The following is a 21040-nucleotide window of genomic DNA, read 5'->3' as shown; positions in this document are numbered from 1 at the left end:
TTTATGGTGATTTTTAGAAAATTCTATTAACAAAGAGGCTATTAATAATTATATAGCCCCTCCGATTTTTAAGCGTTTACTCTTGCTCAATAATAGCTGCATCAAATGAACCTAGTTCAATAGATTCTACTACATTCCTTTTAGTTAATAGATTAACACCACTTATACCATGCAGCTCAACACGTACTGAATCATGATTATGATTTAATACAAAAATAAAGACTTTATCTCCCTTTGCTCGTTTTGTTATTTCTATTCCATGTTTATTTGCTGTAATTTCGTTTTTAATTCCCTTTTCTTCAGCAATTCCATTCATTAAATCTGCCAAAAATGATGAATCAGGGCTTGATGCAATATACCATGCTTGCCCTTTGCCAAACTTATTCATTGTTACCACTGGTCTTCCCTGGTAGAAATCTTCCCCATACGTTGCTATTACCTCCGCACCTTCAGAATGAATAAGGTCAAATAACAGATTACAAGTATAAGTCCCCTTTAGATTGCCATATTCCTTCTCCGTCACAATCTTATTACTATGTTCTGGAGGAAGTGCATCAATTTCTTCTGACCATATTCCTAATACCTTACGCAGTTCACCAGGGTAACCTCCAAGTGTAACAAGATCATTTTCATCTACAATTCCACTAAAGAAGGTTGTTAAAAAAGTCCCGCCATTTTCAACAAATTCCTCTATCTTTTTCGCATATCCTGGCTTTACCATATACAAAACAGGTGCGATGACAACTTCGTATTGAGTTAAATCTGCTTCTACACTTACCATATCAACTTGAATATTCTGATCAAACAATGCTTTGTAGTATTTATGGACTTCATCTACATATTTCAATGCTATGGACGGACCACTTGAATATTCAACACTCCACCAATTATCCCAGTCAAATACAATCGCTGCTTTAGCGGTAACTCTCGAATCTAGTAACCTATCATTTAACTGAATAAGTTCTTCACCAAGTTCTGCAACTTCACGGAAAACTCTCGTGTTTTCATGACCAACATGTTCAATCACAGCACCATGAAATTTTTCACATGCCCCTCTGGAACGTCTCATTTGGAAAAATAATACGGAATCAGACCCATGAGCAACTGCCTGATAGCTCCATAGGCGCATCACACCAGGACGCTTTAAAGAGTTGTATGGCTGCCAATTTTGCTGACTTGGTGTTTGTTCCATTAACATAAACGGTTCGCCATTCTTCAACCCTCGCATTAAATCATGCATCATAGCTGTATAACTTACGGGTGTATTCATAGACGGATAATTATCCCAAGCAATTACATCCATATAAGGGGCCCATTTCTGATAATCTAAAGGTTTATATGCGCCCATAATATTGGTCGTAACAATTGTTTCCGGTATGGATTTTTTAATCAATTCATACTCCATTTTATGGCATTCTAGCATACTATCAGAATTAAACCGGGCATAATCTAACGATATCCCTTGAAACATCGTTTGCCTTTCTCCGAAGTGCTCACTTAAAAGATTGGGTGTTACAATTTCGTCCCATTCGTAAAACGTATGGCCCCAAAAACTAGTATTCCACGCTCTATTCACGTTATCTAATGATTGGTATCTCTTTTTTAGCCAAACTCGAAATTCCTTCTCACAATTTTCGCAATAGCAGGCGCCGCCCCATTCGTTAGATATATTCCAAAGCAGTACTGCCGGATGATCTTGATAGTGTGCAACTAGTTTTCCAACAAATAGAGATGCATATTTTCGGTAGGTAAGACTGTTTGGACATGAATTATGTCTGCCGCCAAACTTTCTTTTCTTCCCATCAAATTCAGTCCTAAGGATATCAGGATACTTCTTTGCCATCCAGGCGGGATGGGCTGCCGTTCCTGTTCCAATTCCAACTTGGATCCCATTGTCATATAAAGTGTCAATCACTTCATCTAACCAGGTAAAGTCATAGGTAACCTCGTCCTTTTGAGAAGTTGCCCACGCAAATATATTTACTCGAACAAAATCAATGTTAGCCTTTTTAAACATCGTAATATCTTCATTCATTGTGTCACGGTCATACTGTTCTGGGTTGTAGTCTCCGCCATAAATCATTTTTGGGATTTTTGTACTTATCATACCTTTCACTCCTCATGTGCAGTTTTTATAAAACCTGTGATTACTCCAGTGCCATAACTTTAATGGTTTCATTTTTCTCTACTGTCAGCTCATTAGCTGATACGAATGTACCATCTTCTTTTTCCATTCTTATTGTTTTGCCCTTATATGAAACTTTTAGCTGGTTTTGACTACTTGATGTTATTTCTGCTATTTTTAGTTTGCCTTCAGCCCACTCCATCTTTACCTCAAAACCACCTCTTGTTCTTAAGCCGCTAACTTTACCACTACTCCACGCATCGGGTAATGCGGGTAAAAGCTCAATTTCCCCCAAATGGCTTTGGACGAGCATCTCTGCGATTCCTGCAGTCCCGCCGAAGTTACCGTCAATCTGGAAGGGAGGATGATCATCGAAAAGGTTCGGATGTGTGGAACGTGCTAATAATGTTTGTATATATAGATGTGCATTTCTGTCATCGTGAAGACGTGCAAATAGATTTATTAGCCAAGCACAACTCCAGCCGGTATGCCCGCCGCCGTTCTCTATGCGGCAGGCTAAGGATTTTTGTGCAGCCTCAACTAAATGCGGGGTCTCAATATGGTTAATTTGGTTACCTGGGTATAGCCCATATAAATGTGATACATGTCTATGACCAGGTTCATGCTCAGGAAAATCCTCCACCCATTCCTGCAAGCATCCATTAGAATTAATCTTGAATGGCACCAGCTTTTCTAACGCATGGGAGAGTTCGTTTGTGGAATCATCTTGAATGCTTAATGCTTGAGAGGCATTTAGACAATTTAGAAATAACTCTCTGATCAACGTTACATCCATAGTTGAAGCATAGGAAACAGCAGTTGGCTTACCCTTATGGGAAAGAAATTTATTTTCCGGTGATGTTGACGGATTTGTAACTAAGTACCCGTTTGGTCCCTCTATTAACCAATCTAAGCAAAACTGTGCAGCGCTTTTCATTAATGGGTAGGCTTTTTCCTTAAGGAACTTCTCATCACTAGTGAATAAAAAATGTTCCCATAAATGACTTGTCAGCCAAGCCCCTGCCATTGGCCAAAAGGCCCATGAGGCTTGGCCAGATGTCGGAGTAGACATCCGCCATAAATCAACATTGTGGTGAACAGCAAAGCCCCTTGCTCCATATAATTCTTTTGCTGTTTTTTCTCCTGTTAGACATAAATCATCGATCATAGTAAAAAGAGGCTCATGACATTCAGTTAAATTACAAACTTCTGCGGGCCAATAGTTCATTTCCGTATTTATATTGGTCGTATAGTCACTATTCCACGGTGGTTGAATATACGGATTCCATATTCCTTGCAGATTTGCTGCCTGAGTACCAGGTCTAGAACATGCAATCAACAAATATCGTCCGTACTGGAAATACAATGCCTCCAGTGAAGAATCATTCCGGTTGCTTTTATAACGTTCCAGTCTTTCGTTTGTGGGCAGTTTTTCATGTTGTTCCTCACCGCCGAGAAATAGGGAAACACGATTAAATAAAGACTGATGATCGTCAGTATGACGATGCTTTAATTCATCAAAACCTCTTTCTGAAGCTGTGGTTAAAATCTTCTGGCATTGGCTTTCAACTATGCTTAAATCCGGGTTGGGCATTTCATTAAAGGCTGTAAAATTTGTTTTAGCAGTTAGCAGCAAAACAACTTCATTCTCACCGGTAATATCCATTTTTCCATTTGTCAATGATATGTTCCCTTTAGCTGCGAGCAAATGGATTTGGAAGCTTAAACCACGATGCTCATCGTATAAAATCTCACCAGGATTTTTCAGGGAAATAGGGCTCTTTCCTTTCAGAATGAGCTTGTTATGGGTTTCTGTAATTCCATACGGGTGTAAAGAGTCTAGCTGAACTCTCAGGTGTATTGCAGGAGTGCTGGGACCTTCAGCTCTTAACCTTATAGCAAGAACCTGATCAGGGTAACTTACAAACGTTTCTCTACGATACGTACAACCCTTAATTTGATATTCGGTCATGGCCACAGCACTCTGTATGTCTAATTCACGCCGAAACCTTGTTACAGCTCCTTCACAAATATGTTCAATAGTCAAATCACCTAGAGGCTGGTACGCTTCACAATCTTCTCCAACCATATTCTTTTCTATTAACTGTTCAGCCTCAAAATACTCACCTTTAAAAATAAGCTCTCTTGCCATCTCTAATGTATGAAGGGCATTTTTATTTATCTTTGCTCCTGGTTCCCCCGACCACAGTGTATCTTCATTCATTTGAATTCTTTCGTACTTTGCACCTCCGAAGACCATGGCTCCTAATCGTCCATTTCCAATAGGCACTGCTTCTTCCCACTTCGAGGCATGAGATGTATACCATAACTTCAAATCATTACTTTTGGCAGTTTCCACTATTTCACCTCTAATTTGAAAAGGCCAGTAGGCATGACTGCCTGCCTGACCTTCTCACCTTTATAGTCCTAGGCTCTAAATTAAGCAATAAAACGGAAATAACTGATCAATATCTCACCATTACATACAAAATAAATGTTGAAATTTACCGCATTTTCAGGTAATGCAACTGATCCTGTTACGGTATGCCAGCTTTGACTGCTTCCTGTGTTATGGACCACTAGCTGGCCAATCTTTTCTCCTCCAGGAGATCCTAGATAAATATCTATCTCGGTTTTTTCTGATTTGTTGGCAGCTCGAACTTCAATCGATTGTAAGCCTTTGCTAGTATCTACATCGGAAAACATAATCCAAGATCCTGGTTTCATCTGGACGGAATGACCGCCTTCTTTACACTCATTGATGACAGTCCTATTATAATCATCATAGTTTTCTGCTCTGGTATTCACGTAGAGATTTCGTAAAGGTATGGTTTCACCATTTACCTTTAATCGTTCCTGCAGTTGTATATCAGAGGATGATTTACCAACCAATAACTCATATAGTCCTGATTCCACACAATATTTATCCCTTGTAACATCCCAAACACTTAGTTCACTAGCATTTATGGTAAATTGTACTTGTTGTGATTCTCCAGCTTTAATTGAAACTCTTTTAAAACCAATTAGCTGCTTAAGCGGCCTTTGGAATCGGGAATCTAGTGAACGGATGTATAATTGTACGACCTCATCACCATCAAGGATACCCTGATTTTTCACGTTAACTCTGATGGTTATTCCTTCGTGCTCTTTTATTTCGCTAGCATTTAGTCTAAGATTACTATATTCAAAATTTGAATATGATTTTCCGTGGCCAAATGGGTAGAGTACATCTCCATCGAAGTACTGATACGTGCGCTTCCCCTTAATAATGTCGTAGTCTAAAATATTGGGTAATTGACTGACAGAGCGGTACCATGTCATATTTAATCGCCCCGCTGGATTATAATCACCAAATAATACATCGCTTATGGCATTCCCTAATTCTTGACCGCCATGTGAGGTGTAAAGGATGGCTGGGATATTATCATCCACCCAATTAATGGCAAACGGATAGCTTCCAACCACAACAACAATTGTATTAGGGTTCACTTTATATACTTCTTTAATTAAGCGTTCTTGTGCTTGGGCTAAGGTAATATCCGGCCGGTCAATTTCTTCCTTGCCATTAACAACAGGATTATTCCCAACAAATACAATCGCCACATCAGATTCTTTGGCTGCTTTAACCGCTTCTTCCAGCCCACTTTCAATGATTTCTTTTTCAAGTAAAATAGAATGGCTGCTATCAACATCCTCAGAAACTTGCAATCTGCCGCTTTCACCTAAAACGACAGCATGATTATTCCAAGTTGACAGCGTAAGCTTGCTTTCATTTTCAGGAATAAAATGAAGAACCTCTTTTACAAACCATCCATAGATTTCATCAGCAGAGGCCGCAATATTTTTATCGTCAGCACTGGTTACGTACTTACCATTATCCAATGAACGGGCTGTATAGCTTCCCCATCCCCAATCCGAAAGCTCAAACACTGCTGCTTCATGTTTTTCTTGCTTAGTAATGATTAGCGGACTGTTTTCTTCTGCTCCTAAAGCAACAAAATCATTTCCTTGTTTTAACATGATCTTATCATTTCCGCTATGGAATGTTACTTGTTTTCCTTCCAACTTGTTTTTTATTCCTTCGTAAGGGGTAGTGGAATAAGGAAAATCTCCTGAATACCAATCTCGAAAAACGATATCTCCTAACGGGCCGATAACCGATACCTTATTAAGAGCATTCTTATTTAAAGGTAAAGTACTATTTTCATTTTTTAAAAGAACAACCGATTCTTTTGCAGCACGATTCGATATTTCAGCGTGTTTCGGATCACAAATAATGGATTCAGTAATCGTTGAATATGGATTATTTTCAGCTGGGTCAAATTCTCCCAGACGAAAACGGACCCGGAATGTATTTCTCAATGCACAATCTAAGTCATTTTCATTGATTAAATTTCTTTCCACTGCTTCAAATATTGCCTTTGTGGTTTCCTCAAAATCATCTGTCATACTATCAATTCCATTTTTAATCGCATCAGCAACCGATTGGGCATGATTAGCATAATACCCATGCTCTCTTACCACACCTAATAGATCTGCTGCATCACTGACTATGAAACCGTTCATTCCCCATTTTTCTTTTACGATTTCTTTGACATAAGGGTGAAGAATGGCCGGTGTCCCATTAATGGAGTTATATGCCGTCATCATGGAGTAGGCACCGCCTTCTTTAAAAGGCATTTCAAAAGCTTTCAGATAATATTCGTGCATATTTCTAGGATCAATACTTGCTGAACAGCTGCCACGGTGAATCTCATTGTTGTTAGCTAGAAAATGTTTTAGCGTCGCAACAGCTTTGAAGAAAAATGGATGATCTCCCTGAATTCCTTTTACCAAGGAGGCTGTTAGTTTTCCTGTTAAATATGGATCCTCACCATATGCCTCTTCTGTTCTTCCCCACCTTGGATCTCTTTCCATATCAACAGTTGGAGCCCATAATGTTAATCCATTGACTTCTGGATTTTTCTTATGAAAAGCCCTAGCCTCACTACTTATGACATCCCCAACTTCCTTCAGTAATTCTTGGTTCCACGTACAAGCTAATCCTATGGTCTGTGGAAAAGTGGTCGCCTTCCCTAACCAGGCCATACCGTGGGCTGCTTCCGTTCCTTGTTTATGTGCCTTTATTCCAAGTCGGTCAATTGCGGGCTGGTATTGACACATTAAATTAACCTTTTCTACAAATGTTAATCTTGAAAGAAGATCATTTAGTCTAGCTTCCAATGGTAAATCGGGATTATGAAAGGGAAATTCGTTTATCTTTTTGTCTGCTAATTTTTCCATCTATTTCTCATCCTCTCTATATAAGTGTTATTTAGTGTCATAAAGGAAACGGTTACAAAGAAAAAAACATAAATGTAATCGCTATCCTAACTCTAGCATCTTTCCCCGACCCTAAAACACCCCAAATATTATAGAAATTATCCATGGTAATTTAGAGATAATAGTTGATAAGGATATTTGACCATTAAGACAATTAAAATAATAGATTTACAAAGTTATATTTATATGTTTTATTGAAAAAAGATGAATGGAAGAGGAGTGGAAGTCGTTGAATAATGTATTCGGGAGAATGCAGCCCGTCTTTGAATGGATTACGAATTTGGCTGCATTGAACATAACATGGTTAGTATTTAACTTACCCATAACTTATTTAAGCTTGCTTCTTGTCCTTGTTGAACACACAAGTCAGATTCTTATGATCATACTAACGATTGTAGTCTTTTCACCATTCTTGTTATTTCCTGCCACTACGGCTATGTTTGGAGTTGTTAGAAAGTGGTTCATGAAAGAGGAAATTAAAATTGTTCAATCCTTCTGGAAGTTCTATAAAGAGAACTATAAACGGAGTCTCTTCGGCGGATTTATCCTATCCTTCCTATGGTTAGTGGGGATAGTAGATTTCTTATACATCAAATCGGATGTATCTTTTGTAAATTTCATTGTTTTATTTATTTTAGCCTTCTTATTTCTTTATACTTTGTACTTTTTTTCAGATACAGTACATACAGAATCAAAACTTACACAGAGCTTAAAAAACGTTCTAATTATTACCATCGCAAATCCGGTATTCTCTTTCGGGATTGTAGTAATTTGCATCATTGTTCTCTATGTTAGTATTAGCTATCTTCCCTTTCTGATCATTCTCTTTACTGGCCCCATTATTGCCATACTTGGTTTTTATGGCTATCATAAAGTGTTTACTACTATTTTAAATGTGCAGACATAATATATTCTATCTTTTAGACATTTAATGAAAAAATGAGAAAGAACCGTAGAAGGTTTCACTACAGTTCTTTCTCTTTTTTTCAATCTCATTGACCTTAACTAGATTCTACTCTTAGTAATAGCAAAAATATTTTCATGCATTTTTTTAAACAACTGCCTACTAAGAAATTGGCCCTACCCCCCTCTCTTAGACCTACGACTTAATCCCCTTACCTAATACAAGTAATTTTCTTATTATTAGGAAGGAATGTCCCAAAATATTTTTTGAGTAAAATAATACTAGATTACTAGGAAGGTGTACATGTTGAAAAAGAGACAATTACGTAGTTCAAAGAAAATTATTTCATCATCTCTAGCTGTAACGCTTCTTGCATCTCCATTCTTTTCAGCAACACAAGTAAACGCAGCACCGAAAGCAGACAAAAATCCTATCTTAGAGCTTCGGCTTATGGAAACAACAGATATACATACAAATCTATTAAACTATGACTATTACAAAAATGCAGAATACCTGAAAGTTGGCTTAGCTAGTACAGCAGCTCTTATAGAAACTGCTCGTGCGGAAACAGCAAACAGTGTATTAGTTGATAATGGCGACTTAATTCAAGGGACTCCATTAGGAACGTATAAGGCAAAAATTGATCCGCTTAAAGACGGAGAAGTTCACCCAGTATTTAAAGCGATGAACCAAATGAACTATGATATTGCTACATTAGGTAACCACGAGTTTAACTATGGTCTAGATTATCTAGAAGAAGCATATGATGATGCCAATTTCCCTTACGTCAATGCAAACGTTTACGTAGATGACCATGATATGAATCCAGATAATGACCAGAATAAATTTACACCCTACAAAATCGTTAACAAAAAAGTAGTGGACCAACAAGGAAAAAAACATGTTATTAAAGTTGGCTTTATCGGCTTCGTTCCTCCTCAGATTAACGAGTGGGACAAGGCAAATCTTGACGGTAAAGTAATTACCAAAGACATTGTTGAAACGGCAAAGAAATTTATTCCGCAAATGAGAGAAGAGGGTGCTGATGTTATTGTTGCCATGACTCACTCTGGATTTAGCGGTAATAAAAACAGTTCAGAGGATGTCATTTATGCATTAAGTGAAGTAAAAGGTATTGACGCGATTACCTTCTCGCATACTCACAAATTATTCCCTGCAAAAGACATTAAATCACTTGACGGTTTATTCAAGGGTGTTGATGGTCATCCTCTTCTAGGTGTAGACAATGAGAAAGGGACGATTAACGGAGTTCCAGCAGTTCAAGCTGGTTACGGCGGCGGTTCTTTAGGAATTATTGACCTTTCTTTAAAAAAGGAAAAAGGGAAATGGTCTGTAGTAAACTCACAATCTGAAACACGTGATATTTCTTCCGTTAAACCAGTTCAATCTATCGTTGACGCCGTTAAGGCTGATCATGAAGCAACTGTGGAGTATGTAAATACTCCTATCGGAAAGACAACTGACGACATACACAGCTATTTCTCACTGGTACAAGATGATCCTTCGATCCAAGTAGTGACAAATGCACAAAAATGGTATGTAGAAAAATACATTGCCCAAAGTAAGCCTGAATATCAGGATCTGCCAATCCTTTCTGTAGGGGCACCTTTTAAAGCAGGCCGTAACGGAGTGGCAGAATACACTGAAATCCAAGCAGGTGATTTAACCATCCGCAGTGCCGGGGACTTATACCTGTATGACAACACATTGAAGGCTATTAAGGTAAAGGGCTCTGTAGTGAAAGAGTGGATTGAAATGACCGCTGGGAAATTCAATACCATTGACCCTACTAAAACTGAGGAACAAGAGTTATTAAATCCAAAGTTCCAAGTTTATAACTTTGATGTGATTGACGGAGTTCAATATCAAATCGATGTTACAACTCCTGCTAAGTATGACCCTGCTGGAAATATTATTAACCCAGATTCTAGCCGTGTCGTTGACTTGACTTATAACGGCCAGCCTGTAGATCCTAATCAGGACTTTATCGTTGTTACCAATAACTATCGTGCTGGCGGCGGCGGTAACTTCCCTGGTGTAAAAGGCAGCGAATTGGTTGTTGATTCTGCTGATGAGAACCGTCAAATTTTGATGGATTATATCACGGAGATGAAAGAAATCACTCCAACAGCTGATAACAACTGGTCCATTGCACCAATCCCAGGAGATGTGAACGTTACATTTACAACATCACCAGCGGCTGAAAAGTATCTTAAAGAAGGAAGTAACATTTCCTATACTGGGAAAACAGATCCTTCTGGATTTGGAATTTTTAAATTAGACATTGGTTTTACTCCTGTTAATATTCAGCTTCTTGGCTTAAACGATTTACACGGCCAGCTGGATACGGATACAAAAGTAAAAAGAGATGGACAAGATGTATTGACTGGCAGTATGGAATATACAGCTGCAGCCATCAAGCAACGTGAAGCTACAAACGAGAACACATTAGTAGTTCATGCTGGTGACATGATTGGCGGCAGCCCGCTAGTGTCAGCATTATTCCAAGATGAGCCGACGGTTGAAGTCATGGAAGCAATCGGCATGGATGTCGGTACACTTGGAAATCATGAATTTGACGAAGGGATTACTGAATTGCGCCGCATGATCAATGGTGGTGAACATCCACTTAAAAAGGGCACTGCGGGCTATGACGGAATGAACTTCCCCGTTATTGCTGCGAACGCTTTCGACAAATCAACTGGTGAATTAATTACAGGTGTACCATACGTAGTTAAGGAAGTTGCTGGTCAAAAAATCGGATTTATCGGTGTCGTTACACAAGAGACTCCTGATATGATCGTGACTAAAGGAAATGAAAATCTTCAAATTACGGACGAAGCTGAAGCAATTAACAAGTATACAGCAGAGTTAAAAAATCAAGGTATTGAAGCAATTGTAGTTTTAGCGCATAACCCTACTAGTCAAGAAGGTTACACTGATGGATTTGACGCTTCCAAAATTGCTGAAAACGTAGATGATGAAGTGGATGTTATTTTTGCTGCTCATAACCATGTTTTCAATGATAAAGTAGTAGATAACAAGTTAATTGTTCAAGCCTATTCTTATGGTTCAGCATTCTCAGACGTCGACCTAGTTATTAATCCTAAAACAGGAGATATTGTAAAAAAAGAAGCTGAAGTAGTAATTGTATACCAATCAGATTACACTCCTGATCCTGAAGTTTCAGCGATTATGAAAAAATACGAAGATTTTGTAGCGCCAATGAAGGCTGAAGTAGTAGGTAACTCCGCAACTCCATTAGCTAAAGGATATCCCTCAACAGCTGGAGAGTTTGCTGATAATGGCCTTGGCAACTTAATTGCTGATGGTATGAAAGCAGCTATGAGCACTGATTTTGCCCTAATGAACGGCGGCGGTGTTCGTTCTCCACTTGATGCTGGTGAAGTAACTTTCGGGGATTTATTCTCTATTCAACCATTTGGAAATGTATTAAATAAAGTTAACCTTAGTGGTGCGGATTTAAAAGAAGTATTAAACAAGCAAATTACACCAAAAGGTCTTGATTACCATATTGCTGGCTTCAAATACACCTATACTTGGGATGATACAGCAAAAACAGGTCAGGTTGTTGACATCTTCTTACCTGATGGAAGCAAAATTGATCCAGCCCAAGAATATTCGGTTGTAGTAAACAATTACATGTATGGTAATGCCAGCTATGGTATTGGTGCCTTAGCAACTGGATTAGAAGTTGGTCCTGAGGACTTAGAAGCAACGGTTGCATACGTAAAAACACTTCCATCACCATTTGAATACAAAGCAGATGGACGTATTCAAAAAGTAACACCTTAATAAGGTATTAACAGCAGCCAAACAGAGTGAAGATGTCACTTTGTTTGGCTGTTTTTTATTTCACCTACTACTTTTTTTAAATATAAAAAAAGACCAGTATCTCTACTGATCTTGTTATCCACCTTATGTATGGTGGAGACGGCGGGACGTGCGTTTCCATGCTTTCGTCATGGCACTGACTATATCTTGAACCTGCATCTACAGGTCCTTCGGCGTATTATGCGAAATATAATTTTACCTTCAGCAGGCAGGATTTCGCATCCTAGTACTACCATGTTTTAAATGGCAGCCTATAAGTCGATACACGGCTGTTGAATTACTCCACATACCGCTCGGCATTGCCTTATCGCTTTTAAAGCGACGTAGGTTTCACCGATAAAGCCGAATTTTCACTTATGTGTTACCACATAAGGCGACTAAGTTACTAATCGAACCCGCGTCCAAAGATATCGGCACTTAAGCTTCTACGAGTGTAGTCGACATATTGGCGCTTCGCTGATCCTTTTGCCTATCGACAGGCGTCCGGTCAGCTAGTCTGGTTGTTCTCTTCCTTCGCCCTCAGACGGTGGACTCCGGCGTAGCCTACTAAGAGTGAGTCCGCTACCCTACCACATAGGCGATGGAGGGGCGAACAGCTAAGCAGTTATTAAGCTGCGAAAGCTAGGTTGTTGTTAGTTTTGCCAGTTATAGGCGTTGACGTTTTAACGAGGCCGATCCCCTCGACTCGCAACCCAAGCTCGAACTACCCCTGTCGAATCCGTAGCGCCCCCATTATAAAATGTGCTGAAATCTAGTTAAAGATTTTAGCAAGCGTTAGGATGCTCAACAATAGTTTGAGCAAAAGTTTCTCATCGCTTCTCAGCGACAAACTTATTATAACACACTGAGCGAATTTTTCAATTGTAAGTATTTGTAATTATATTTTTTGACGGTCACGGAATGCTCGCTCGATGTCACGCTTAGCCTCTTTTTGCTTGAGAACTTCACGTTTATCATAATTCTTTTTACCCTTTGCCAACCCTAATAAAACCTTGGCAAATCCATTTTTTAAGTAAATCTTTAATGGGATCAATGCATATCCTGCTTCTCTTGTTTCTCCAAAAAGCTTATTAATTTCCCGCTTATGAAGCAAAAGCTTTCTCTGTCTCAAAGGATCATGATTATAGCGATTCCCTTGTTCATATGGGCTTACATGCATATTTAATAAATGCATTTCACCATCATGGATTCTTGCATAGGAATCCTTTAAATTCACTTTGCCGGCACGTATAGATTTAATTTCCGTACCTTGAAGAACGATACCAGCCTCATATGTTTCTTCAATAAAGTAATCATGGTATGCTTTTTTATTTTGCGCAACAACTTTTCCTTCACCTTTTGGCATGTCTCTCACCTCGTTATGGGTTCATTTTATCAGAAAACTTTATTCATAACAATTGAAAGTGAGTTAACTGTAACTATGAGGCTTCTCCATAGTTACCCAAATTTCAATCAACGAAGAGTTTCGGTCACTATAAAGCCTCTATAGTGACCGAAATCTCATCCATACAAAGATTTCGGGCATTATAAAGGCTAGTACTTCGATTAATTATCTTTTCTTGTTTTTCCGCTTGGTGCTTTTATTCTTAGGTACATTATCATAAAACTTCTTTTTCTTTCTCGTACCTGAGCCTTGGCCAGATCCTTCAGATCTTTGACCACTACGACCTTCTTGTTTGTTACGGCGCGGTTTTTTCGTATCGCTGCCTGTTTTAAACACTCTCGGTGTCTCTGAACGCTCGCGGCGAGTACCTTTCATTCCAACGACTTCAAAATCAATTGATCGTTCGTCTTTATTGACTTTCACAACTCTTACGGTGATCTCATCACCAATTCGGAATACCTTACCTGTCCGCTCGCCAATCATGGCAAAATGGCGCTCGTCAAATCGATAGTAATCATCAGTCAAATAGCTTACATGAACGAGACCTTCAATCGTATTTGAAAGTTCGACAAACATCCCAAAATTGGTTACTGAGCTAATAATACCATCATACTCTTCCCCAATTTTATCTTCCATATATTCAGCTTTTTTAAGCTCATCCGTTTCACGTTCTGCATCAACAGCCCGTCGCTCCATTTTTGATGAATGCTGAGCAATTTCAGGCAATCTTGCATTCCATTTTTCTCTCGTCGTCTCATCCAGCTTTCCTTCAATTAAATACGTCCGGATTAGTCGATGTACGATGGTATCTGGATACCGTCGAATTGGCGATGTGAAATGAGTATAAAACTCTGTCGATAACCCAAAGTGACCTAGGCTTTCAGGATCGTATTTTGCCTGTTGCATAGAACGAAGCATAACGGTCGATATGACCATTTCTTCCGGTTTTCCTTGAACCTCTTCGATAATTTCCTGCAATGCCCTCGGATGCACATCATTCGCTGTTCCCTTAACAATGTAGCCAAAGTTGGTGATAAACTCAAAAAATCTTCTAAGCTTATCTTCTTTTGGATCTTCATGGATTCGATAAATAAACGGCACTTCCATCCAGTGAAAATGCTCTGCAACTGTTTCATTGGCTGCAAGCATAAATTCTTCAATTAATCTTTCCGCTACCGACCGTTCACGAAGAACAACATCTGTGGGTTTACTATCTTCATCTACCAACACTTTCGATTCTTTAAAATCGAAATCAATCGCGCCGCGCTTCATTCTCTTCTCGCGTAAGATTTGAGCGAGCTCCTCCATTTGTTCAAACATCGGTACAAGCGATTCATAGCGAGAACGTGTTTCCTCATCTTTATCAACCAAAATCTTATTTACATCAAAATAAGTCATTCTCTCCGTAGTCTTGATGACACTTTGAAAAATCTCATGATTAACCACTTGACCCTCTGGATTAATTTCCATATCACATGATAACACCAGACGGTCTACTCTTGGATTAAGTGAGCAGATTCCATTGGATAAACGATGTGGAATCATTGGAATAACTCTATCCACTAAATAAACACTTGTAGCACGTTCCTCTGCCTCTAGATCAATTGGCGTTCCTTCTTTAACATAATAGCTTACATCTGCAATATGTACGCCAAGCTTATAGTTGCCATTTTCAAGCTTCGTTACAGTAACGGCGTCATCAAGGTCCTTTGCATCGGCACCGTCTATGGTAACAATCGTTTCATTCCGAAGATCGCGGCGGTTTGCTAATTCACTTTCATCTATCGTATCTGGTGTCTCATTTGCCTGCTTTAAAACCTCATCCGGGAAAGCCATTGGCAGTCCATGCTTATGAATAACAGAAAGAATATCCACACCTGGGTCATTTTTATGTCCAAGTACAGTTATAACCTCTCCTTCAGCACTTTTACGTCCTTCTGGATAGGTAGTAAGCTTGACCACAACTTTATGTCCTTCTACCGCACCTTTAGAGGCTGACTTAGGGATGAAAACATCACTTGCGAACTTTTTATCATCTGGGATCACAAAGCCAAAGCTTTTGCTTTCCACATAGGTACCGACAATTTGCTGTACGCCTCTTTCTAAAATACGAATGATACTTCCTTCTCTTCGTTGACCGGAAGTCTCAGATGCAATTCTAGCAAGTACTGTATCACCATGCATGGCATTATTCAGCTCATTTGGCGGTATAAAAATATCATCCATACCTGGTTCATCTGGAATCACAAACGCAAAACCTTTTGCATGCCCTGTTAACTTACCGCGAATGAGATTCATTTTTTGCGGCAATCCATAACGGTTGCTGCGCGTACGGACAACAAGTCCTTTTTCTTCCATTTGAACGAGTGCTTTTACAAATTCCTTAAAATCGCTTGAATCAGCTATTCCAAAAGCTTCTTCTAGCTCTTGTACGGTCAAAGGTTTGTAAGCCTCATCTTTCATATATTGTAATAATTTATCAACGTGCAGTTGAATATTATCTTCCAAATAAAATCCCTCCTCAAGAGATTAGTTCTGCCAATCTAATTTTTCTAAAAAGGCGTATATATCTTCATGAAGCTGATCACGTTCTTTATCTAACGTAATTACATGTCCCGATTCTTCATACCATTTAATTTCTTTCTTTACGGACTCAACTTCATTGTAAATTATGTTTGCACTATCTGTGTTAATCATTTTGTCGTGGCGGGCTTGGACCACAAAGGTTGGAGCATAAATCATATCCACATGGTTGCGGACATCAGAAATTAATGACTGCAATGCCTTTAATGTATTCATGGGCGTTTTCGCGAACTCATTCATTTCCAATTCGACTTGCTCTTCCGTTTTCCCTTCCCGTACTTTATATTCACGGGCATACTCAAGAATTCCTTGATACATCACTTCTTCACTTTTTATATACATAGGTGCACACATCGGTATAATACCCTTTATAGGTACAGTGTAACCCAATTTCAAGGAAAATACGCCACCAAGTGATAGTCCCCCAACAGCAATTTCTTCATGTCCTAAATTTTTTAAATAATTATAGCCATTTATAACGTCTTTCCACCAATCTTCTGGGCCAGTATGTACAAGCTCCTCCGGCGGAACGCCGTGCCCTTTATAGTGAGGCGCATGACAGGTATATCCTCGTTTTTCTAAAAAACGTCCCAACATCCGAACATCAGCCGAATTACCTGTAAATCCGTGAAGCAATAAAACGGCTCGTTTCCCTCCTATAAAAGTAAAGGGCTTAGGTGTTGCAATTTTCATCTTAAAAACTCCTTCAACTCATAAAATCCATTACCTTAGTTTAAGCAAACAAGTGGGTAACATTCCAGAAAAAAGCCTTCGTTTTTTCATGCATAAAAAAAACCCGACTGATGAGCCAGGTTTTTGAGCATTCTTTATTAAACTTCGAAGTATGCAACTAAGACAGCAAGAATAATAAAAAGAACTGCTAATACAACAGTTATACGATGTAAAATCAAGTCCAGTCCTCGTGCTTTTTGCTTACCAAATAATTGTTCAGCACCACCTGAAATGGCACCAGATAATCCAGCACTTTTACCTGATTGCAATAAAACAACAAGAATAAGTCCAATACTAACGATTACTAATAATGTAACAACCAATGCATGCATGAAAGACACCTCCTGTAGTACGTACATTTCACAGTATTTTTAATGTACCATATTATCGCCTTTTTAACAATACCAGTGTTTATTTCAGCTTTTAGGAGATATATTCTAATCATTTACGCCAAATCTAGAAAGGCACTCATTCGTCAATGAGTGCCTTAGCTTAGTTATTATTTTTTTAGGTTATAGAAAGATTTTAAGCCGTTGTATTGTGCTGTTTCACCTAATTGGTCTTCAATGCGAAGCAATTGGTTGTATTTCGCTACACGGTCAGTACGTGAAGGTGCACCTGTTTTGATTTGACCTGCATTTGTTGCAACAGCGATGTCAGCGATTGTGTTATCTTCTGTTTCACCAGAACGGTGAGAGATAACTGCAGTATAGCCAGCACGCTTCGCCATTTCAATTGCGTCAAATGTCTCAGTTAGTGTACCAATTTGGTTAACTTTAATAAGGATTGAGTTGCCAATTCCTTTTTCAATACCTTCAGCAAGCTTCTTCGTATTTGTAACAAATAGGTCATCCCCAACTAATTGAACTTTTTTACCAAGACGTTCAGTTAGAAGCTTGTGTCCTTCCCAGTCGTTTTCATCTAAACCGTCTTCGATAGAGATGATTGGATATTTAGTAGCCATATCCTCGTACCAATCAACCATTTCTGCAGAAGTCTTAACGACGCCTTCACCTGCAAGATGGTATTTTCCATCTTCTTTATTGTAAAACTCTGAAGATGCAGCATCCATTGCAAGCATTACCTCTTCACCAGGCTTGTAACCAGCTTTTTCAATTGCTGAAACGATGGTTTGAAGTGCTTCTTCATTAGATCCTAGGTTTGGAGCAAATCCACCTTCATCACCAACAGCTGTGTTAAGTCCTTTTTCCTTAAGAACAGACTTTAAGCTGTGGAAAATTTCAGCACCCATACGAAGGGCTTCTCTGAAGTTAGGAGCTCCTACAGGCATAACCATGAATTCTTGAATATCAACGTTGTTATCAGCATGCTCTCCGCCGTTAACAATGTTCATCATTGGTACTGGAAGCTGCTTAGAGTTGAATCCGCCAAGGTATTGATATAAAGGAATATCTAAGTAGTTAGCAGCAGCATGAGCTACAGCCATAGAAACACCTAGAATCGCATTTGCACCTAATTTACCTTTGTTTTCAGTTCCATCAAGCTCGATTAAAGCTTTGTCAATAGAAACTTGATCTAATACACTGAATTCTTCTCCAACAAGATGTGGAGCAATGATTTCATTAACGTTATCTACAGCTTTTAAAACACCTTTACCAAGGTAACGTTCTTTGTCTCCATCACGAAGTTCTACTGCTTCGTATTCACCAGTAGACGCACCACTTGGAACTAAAGCACGGCCAAAAGCACCGGATTCAGTAAAAACTTCTACTTCAACTGTTGGGTTACCGCGGGAATCTAATACTTCGCGTGCGTATACATCTGCAATAAATGGCATTTAATTTCTCTCCTTTTAATATAAAAATTATTTAATTAACGATTTTCCTGTCATTTCCTTAGGTTGCTTCACATCAAGAAGCTTTAACATCGTCGGAGCTAAATCCCCTAGGATACCGCCTTCTCGCAGTTCCACATCATTTTTTGTGATAATGACTGGGACTGGATTCGTCGTATGAGCTGTCATTGGCTCACCTACACTGTTGATAACCTCGTCTGCATTACCATGGTCAGCAGTGATAATTGCCGATCCACCTTTTTCAAGAATTAAGTCAACAATTTTACCTAAGCATTCATCAACCGTTTCGATTGCCTTAACAGTTGGTTCAAGCATCCCTGAATGTCCAACCATATCAGGGTTAGCAAAGTTTAAGATAATAGCGTCAAATTTATCGTCTTGAATTTCTTTTAGTAGAGCGTCTGTAACCTCATAAGCACTCATTTCCGGCTGCAGGTCATAGGTTGCAACTTTAGGTGAGTTGATTAGAATACGCTCTTCTCCAGGGAACTTGTCCTCACGACCGCCGCTCATAAAGAACGTAACATGAGGATATTTTTCGGTTTCCGCAATTCTTAATTGCTTCAATCCATTTTGCGCTAGTACCTCTCCTAATGTGTTATCTAAATTAGAAGGCTTAAACGCAACGTATCCATTAACTGATTCACTGAAATGTGTTAAACATACGAAGAATAAATCTCTTGGATGTTTTTCTCCACGATCAAATGAACGGAAATCTTCGTTTGTGAATACGTTAGAAATTTGGATTGCACGGTCTGGACGGAAATTATAGAAAATGACTGCGTCATTGTCTTTGATTGTCGCAACAGGCTGACCATCTTCCTTTGTGATTACGGATGGAATCACGAATTCATCAAAAATTCCATGTTGGTAGGAATCCTCTACTACTTCTAAAGGATTGGTGTAGGCAGGTCCATCACCATAAACCATGGAGCAGTAAGACTTTTCAACACGCTCCCAACGCTTGTCACGGTCCATTGAATAATAACGTCCAGAGATGGTTGCAAATTCACCAATGCCATACTCATTCATTTTATCCAATGTCTGCTGAATATATGTTGCCGCTGTTTTCTGACCAACATCACGTCCATCAAGGAAGCCGTGAATATAAACCTTCTCTACGCCTTCCTCTTTCGCCATCTTCAAAAGAGCAAACATATGATTAATATGGCTGTGGACGCCGCCATCTGACAATAATCCGAACAGATGTAAGTTTGTACCATTCTTCTTTACATGATCCATTGCACTGCAAATGGTTTCATTTTTTACAAATTCACCTTCACGGATAGCGATATTTACACGTGTTAAACTTTGGTAGACAACCCGACCAGCACCGATATTTAAATGCCCCACTTCCGAGTTACCCATTTGTCCCTCAGGAAGACCGACTGCCTCACCAGAAGCTGTTAAATGTGAGTGTGGAAACGTATTCCAATAACGATCAAAATTAGGTTTTTTCGCATGATAGACTGCATTCCCTTTTTGTTCATCCCTGCATCCAAATCCATCTAGAATGATGAGGGCAACGGGAGACTTACTCATAGCTTCCTGCCTCCAATAGCTGCAGGAATGAATTTGGCTCAAGGCTTGCTCCACCAACTAGAGCACCGTCAATATCTGGCTGCGCCATATATTCCTTGATATTTTCAGGTTTCACACTGCCGCCATACTGAATTCTCACAGCATTTGCAACTTCTTCATTGAATTGCTGTGATACCACTTGACGAATATGAGCACATACTTCATTTGCATCTTGTGCAGTCGAAGATTTGCCCGTTCCAATCGCCCAGATTGGTTCGTAAGCAATAACTGTTTGCTTTACTTGCTCATCAGTTAGACCAGCTAACGCTTTTTGAATTTGTGTACCAACTAGTTCATTGGTTTCACCATTTTCACGCTGTTCTAATGTTTCACCGCAGCAAACGATTGGAGTTAAGTTATATTTGAAAGCTGCAAGGGTCTTTTTATTAACACTTTCATCTGTTTCATTAAACATTTCACGACGTTCAGAATGTCCAAGAATAACATATTGAACCCCAATTTCAGCAAGAGGTTTCGGGCTTATTTCCCCTGTAAACGCTCCGCTTTCTTCGAAATGCATGTTTTGGGCGCCTATTTTCACAACGCTGCCTTCGGTTTGCTCCACAAGGCTTTGTAAGAATAAAGCTGGTGCACAAATAACAGAATCCATTTTTTCATGATGTGGAACAAGACCTTTTACTTCCTCTGTAAAGCTCTTAGCCTCAGCAAGTGTCTTATTCATTTTCCAGTTACCTGCAATTATCGGTTTACGCATGA

Annotated in this window: 12 protein-coding genes and 1 other RNA gene; 2 read left to right on the top strand and 11 right to left on the bottom strand. The window is 39.1% G+C overall.

The window, feature by feature from the left end:
• Positions 1 to 76 precede the first annotated feature (76 nt).
• The 3 genes from ABC255_RS05040 to ABC255_RS05030 all read right to left on the bottom strand — a co-directional run bounded on the left by ABC255_RS05040 (position 77) and on the right by ABC255_RS05030 (position 7408).
• The gene (locus tag ABC255_RS05040) at positions 77 to 2107 is read right to left on the bottom strand and encodes a beta-galactosidase (RefSeq protein WP_412991771.1); all 2031 of its coding nucleotides are present in this window, start codon (positions 2105 to 2107) and stop codon (positions 77 to 79) included.
• Between the two features lie 40 nt (positions 2108 to 2147).
• Positions 2148 to 4484: a glycoside hydrolase family 95 protein gene (locus ABC255_RS05035; RefSeq protein WP_412991769.1), complete on the bottom strand. Its 2337-nt coding sequence runs from the start codon at positions 4482 to 4484 to the stop codon at positions 2148 to 2150.
• Positions 4485 to 4564: 80 nt separating this feature from the next.
• A complete protein-coding gene (locus ABC255_RS05030) occupies positions 4565 to 7408 on the bottom strand; it encodes a glycoside hydrolase family 3 protein (RefSeq protein ID WP_412991767.1) in 2844 nt (947 codons plus the stop codon).
• Between the two features lie 268 nt (positions 7409 to 7676).
• On the opposite strand from ABC255_RS05030, the gene ABC255_RS05025 reads away from it, so the two are divergent.
• Together ABC255_RS05025 and ABC255_RS05020 are read left to right on the top strand one after the other, a co-directional pair.
• Entirely contained in the window at positions 7677 to 8354 is a 678-nt protein-coding gene (locus ABC255_RS05025) for a YesL family protein (protein ID WP_412991766.1), read from the top strand.
• A 300-nt stretch (positions 8355 to 8654) separates the two neighbouring features.
• A complete protein-coding gene (locus tag ABC255_RS05020) occupies positions 8655 to 12188 on the top strand; it encodes a bifunctional 2',3'-cyclic-nucleotide 2'-phosphodiesterase/3'-nucleotidase (protein ID WP_412991764.1) in 3534 nt (1177 codons plus the stop codon).
• 425 nt (positions 12189 to 12613) lie between these two features.
• On the opposite strand, the gene ssrA is transcribed toward ABC255_RS05020, so the two are convergent.
• The 8 genes from ssrA to tpiA all read right to left on the bottom strand — a co-directional run bounded on the left by ssrA (position 12614) and on the right by tpiA (position 21038).
• Positions 12614 to 12950, bottom strand: a transfer-messenger RNA (tmRNA) gene (gene ssrA / locus ABC255_RS05015).
• Positions 12951 to 13104: 154 nt separating this feature from the next.
• Positions 13105 to 13572: an SsrA-binding protein SmpB gene (smpB, locus tag ABC255_RS05010; protein ID WP_335531990.1), complete on the bottom strand. Its 468-nt coding sequence runs from the start codon at positions 13570 to 13572 to the stop codon at positions 13105 to 13107.
• A gap of 204 nt (positions 13573 to 13776) precedes the next feature.
• Positions 13777 to 16119, bottom strand: a complete 2343-nt coding sequence (rnr, locus tag ABC255_RS05005; RefSeq protein ID WP_412991762.1) for a ribonuclease R — start codon at positions 16117 to 16119, stop codon at positions 13777 to 13779.
• A 21-nt stretch (positions 16120 to 16140) separates the two neighbouring features.
• Positions 16141 to 16887 carry an alpha/beta hydrolase gene (locus ABC255_RS05000; RefSeq protein ID WP_412991760.1) on the bottom strand — a complete coding sequence of 249 codons (747 nt, stop codon included), beginning with the start codon at positions 16885 to 16887 and terminating at the stop codon, positions 16141 to 16143.
• A 137-nt stretch (positions 16888 to 17024) separates the two neighbouring features.
• A complete protein-coding gene (gene secG / locus ABC255_RS04995) occupies positions 17025 to 17258 on the bottom strand; it encodes a preprotein translocase subunit SecG (protein ID WP_179595247.1) in 234 nt (77 codons plus the stop codon).
• Between the two features lie 167 nt (positions 17259 to 17425).
• On the bottom strand, positions 17426 to 18724 hold the full coding sequence (eno, locus tag ABC255_RS04990; RefSeq protein ID WP_412991759.1) for a phosphopyruvate hydratase: 1299 nt from the start codon (positions 18722 to 18724) through the stop codon (positions 17426 to 17428).
• A gap of 27 nt (positions 18725 to 18751) precedes the next feature.
• On the bottom strand, positions 18752 to 20284 hold the full coding sequence (gpmI, locus tag ABC255_RS04985) for a 2,3-bisphosphoglycerate-independent phosphoglycerate mutase (RefSeq protein ID WP_412991757.1): 1533 nt from the start codon (positions 20282 to 20284) through the stop codon (positions 18752 to 18754).
• On the bottom strand, positions 20277 to 21038 hold the full coding sequence (tpiA, locus tag ABC255_RS04980) for a triose-phosphate isomerase (protein ID WP_335532006.1): 762 nt from the start codon (positions 21036 to 21038) through the stop codon (positions 20277 to 20279). Before tpiA ends, gpmI begins: the two co-directional genes overlap by 8 nt.
• Positions 21039 to 21040 lie beyond the last annotated feature (2 nt).

The sequence above is a fragment of the Neobacillus canaveralius genome, assembly GCF_047237705.1.
In the GTDB taxonomy this organism is placed as follows: Bacteria; Bacillota; Bacilli; order Bacillales; family Cytobacillaceae; genus Neobacillus; species Neobacillus niacini_K.
Note: the sequence above shows the minus strand (reverse complement) of the source record. Positions and strands in the feature narration are given on the sequence as shown.

Coding starts and splice junctions, on each gene's coding strand:
- ABC255_RS05040 (WP_412991771.1), bottom strand. CDS start 2,107: ATGATAAGTACAAAAATCCCAAAAATGATTTATGGCGGAGACTACAAC.
- ABC255_RS05030 (WP_412991767.1), bottom strand. CDS start 7,408: ATGGAAAAATTAGCAGACAAAAAGATAAACGAATTTCCCTTTCATAAT.
- ABC255_RS05020 (WP_412991764.1), top strand. CDS start 8,655: ATGTTGAAAAAGAGACAATTACGTAGTTCAAAGAAAATTATTTCATCA.
- smpB (WP_335531990.1), bottom strand. CDS start 13,572: ATGCCAAAAGGTGAAGGAAAAGTTGTTGCGCAAAATAAAAAAGCATAC.
- ABC255_RS05000 (WP_412991760.1), bottom strand. CDS start 16,887: ATGAAAATTGCAACACCTAAGCCCTTTACTTTTATAGGAGGGAAACGA.
- secG (WP_179595247.1), bottom strand. CDS start 17,258: ATGCATGCATTGGTTGTTACATTATTAGTAATCGTTAGTATTGGACTT.
- eno (WP_412991759.1), bottom strand. CDS start 18,724: ATGCCATTTATTGCAGATGTATACGCACGCGAAGTATTAGATTCCCGC.
- gpmI (WP_412991757.1), bottom strand. CDS start 20,284: ATGAGTAAGTCTCCCGTTGCCCTCATCATTCTAGATGGATTTGGATGC.
- tpiA (WP_335532006.1), bottom strand. CDS start 21,038: ATGCGTAAACCGATAATTGCAGGTAACTGGAAAATGAATAAGACACTT.